At 65.6% G+C, this 2,837-nt stretch carries 2 protein-coding genes; both read left to right on the top strand.

What is annotated here, in order from left to right; translation table 11 throughout:
• The first annotated feature begins 939 nt into the window (after positions 1-939).
• On the top strand, positions 940-1,233 hold the full coding sequence (locus GY937_12310) for a helix-turn-helix domain-containing protein (GenBank protein MCP5057490.1): 294 nt from the start codon (positions 940-942) through the stop codon (positions 1,231-1,233).
• Positions 1,234-1,369: 136 nt separating this feature from the next.
• Positions 1,370-2,791, top strand: a complete 1,422-nt coding sequence (locus GY937_12315; protein MCP5057491.1) for a site-specific integrase — start codon at positions 1,370-1,372, stop codon at positions 2,789-2,791.
• Positions 2,792-2,837: the final 46 nt, after the last annotated feature.

The following is a 2,837-nucleotide window of genomic DNA, read 5'->3' on the forward strand; positions in this document are numbered from 1 at the left end:
CGGACGACCTCGTGTAATACGGTCTCCTCGGGTCGGTGCCGCTCGTATGCCGGTGCAACACCGGAGGTGCGATGGCCCGGGTGCGAGGGGGAGCGGGCTGCGAGTTCGGTATCCACAACCGGCGAGCTCTGCGAACGGTATACCACGCCAGGAAGAGCCTGCGGAAAGCGAGAGTTGCCGACCGGGCCAATACGGGGACCGGGCTTCACGCCGACGGGATTCCCTGGGTTCACGCCGACCGAGGAGGCCTCTCATCTCGGGAGTCCTCAAGAGGCGAGCAACGCCCAGGCGGCTGCTTTCTGATTCACACCGAGCTGCACGGCGATGGCGCCTCCGGCGAGCTTCGATTCCGCATCTCACTTCGGATCTGGCGACTTCCACTGCGCCGCCAGGGGCCTCTGCCAAGCACACGTGGTTCATGCTGGATCGCACGAGGAGCAGTTCGACGCGGAGCTCGTGGCGGCATTCGAGCACCCGGGTACGGCAGTGTTGTCTGCGAACGCCCGTGATGTCGCTACGGGCTCCACTTCGCGCCCCACCAGGCTTCCGAAGGTTGCGGCCTCGCGGTGCTCACCGTCGAGGTCGTGGCCGACGACTGATGGGCCAGATTGGAGATTCTGGGGGTTGATGGAGGCGGCAAATCGTAATGCAAGATAAACGGATGGAGGATTCGCTGAGATCCCGAGCAGGGACGCGGACTTAGTGCGTGGAGACTGGATTTCGGGAGCCACACCGACTCCATCACTCTTTTTCCGGTCCGCGGACCGATACCTACCAACAAAATTGCCGCGCTGATTGCCACCCACTGCCCCCTCTGGTACATCCACTCATGCCCGCCAGGCTGCCCTGTGTTCCACACCTACAGAGGTGGAACATGGAACCTGCTTTCGATACCACTCTCTCTCACGAGCGGTGCAATCCGTCGTTCGAGACCGCCCTTTGAGCGGCGAACGAAGCGCTGCTCTGGTGCGCCCCGAACCGGCTTCCCGTGAGGTAAAACGAGTGGATCTCGGTGCGCGCCTCGCGCTCTCGCTGCCGGAAGCCGCGCGCGCACTCGGCGTCTCCGAACGCCACCTGCGTTCCGTCCTGCCGGAGCTACCGCACGTGCACCTGGGTGCCCGCGTGTTGGTCCCTGTGGACGCGTTGCGCGAATGGCTCGAGAGCAAGGCAGTCGGCGAGCGCGCGGCGTCGGAAAGGCTCGCACAGGAGATCGTTCGTGAGCTCGAGAAGTAGCCTGAGCGTGACCGGATCTGTCAGCCGGAAGTGCCAGGCTTTCCGCTGGAATCGATGGACCGACGGTCCTTTCGATCGAGGTGTCGATCCGGGGAGAGACCGTTTCTCCCGCGGTTCGCGGAGGTAGTCTGAGGGCATGGCAGCCAAGGTCCGGTGGTACAAGAACGCGTGGTGGTTGGACGTTCACCACAAGGGCCGGCGTCACAAGCGCCGCTTCGGAGCGACAAAGACGCAGAAGCAGAAAGCGGAGGCGGTGGCCACGAAGGTGAACGCAGCGATTGCGCTCGGAACCTTCGATCCGGCAGGCGAGCAGGCGCGCCCTCCCCTGCCCGTTGCCGAGCAGCTCCGTGCGTGGCACCGGCGCTACAAGCCAACACTGAAGCCCTCGACACAGGTATCCTCGCTCGGGCTGATCGATCGACATCTGGCACCGTTCTTCGGCGAGCTCGATCTCCGCGACCTGCACCGGAATCACCTGCTCGACTTCATCCAGCGCAAGCTCGACGAGGGGCTCAGCCCAGCCACCATCCAGAACGCTCTCAGCATTCTTCGCCGGGTCTGCTCCCTCGCGGTGGAAGACGAGGTGCTGGATCGAAATCCCGCGGCGCGCGTCGGGACACTCATCCGGCGCGTCACCGGCAGCCTGGCCTCCGAGGTTCGTCAGGCGGACGCCTGGACCGAGCAAGAAGTGGCCACGTTGCTCGAGGTCGCCGCCCGCCGTGACCGCTGGATCTCCGAGGCACGGGGCCCTCAGGACAAAGACCGAGCGAGTGATCCGAGCTACCGAGCGGCGCGGCTTCGTCTCCACGAGCGGCCCTTCTACCCCCTGCTCCATTTCGCCTTCTCCACGGGCTGCCGGAAGGGCGAGATCCTCGGCCTGCAGTGGGCGGATATCGATCTCGGGAATCGCCGCATCACGATCCGCCGGGCACTCGTACGAGGCGAACCGACGACTCCCAAGAGCGGGCGAGCCCGCCCGGTGATGATCCCGGTCGGCCTGGCCGAGATGCTCCTCGATCTACAGGGCGAGCGGCGTCGCGAGATCATAGCCCGGGGCTGGAAGGAGGTTCCGCCCTGGGTCTTCTGCGACGCCCGCGGAGGGCCGCTGAACGAGCGGAACTTCACGCGCTCCTGGGATCGGATCCGGCGGGAGGCGGTAGAGAAGCACCGCGTCCGCAAGCTGCCGTTCCACACGACGCGCCACACCTACGCGAGCCGCGCCATTGCCGCGGGCCGCTCCGTGCGCTGGGTTGCGGGGCAGCTCGGCCACGCCAACCCCGAACTCACGCTTCGCGTCTACGCCCACTGGATGACTGAGGCGGAGGGCGACCTCGGCTTCGCCGAGTTCGGGGGAATCGATGATTCCGGCGGCCCCGAACGGCCCCAGACGGCCCCTCCCGACGGGGACACCGCAAAGGCGCCAACGGAAGACGGCGCAACTCCGCGATCCAACTCAGATTTCATGGAGCGCGAGACGGGACTCGAACCCGCGACCCTCGGCTTGGGAAGCCAGGTCTCGGAATCAGGCAAGGTCCTGAAACCAATAGGCTTTTCGTAACTCGCGTTCCCGGTGACATGTCGCAGGGCGTTGCAGCGAGTTGCAG

The sequence above is a fragment of the bacterium genome (genome assembly GCA_024228115.1).
Taxonomy (GTDB): domain Bacteria; phylum Myxococcota_A; class UBA9160; order UBA9160; family UBA6930.

What these genes read in the sequence shown, in the direction of transcription:
- GY937_12315 (MCP5057491.1), top strand. Translation starts at nt 1,370, where the DNA reads ATGGCAGCCAAGGTCCGGTGGTACAAGAACGCGTGGTGGTTGGACGTT.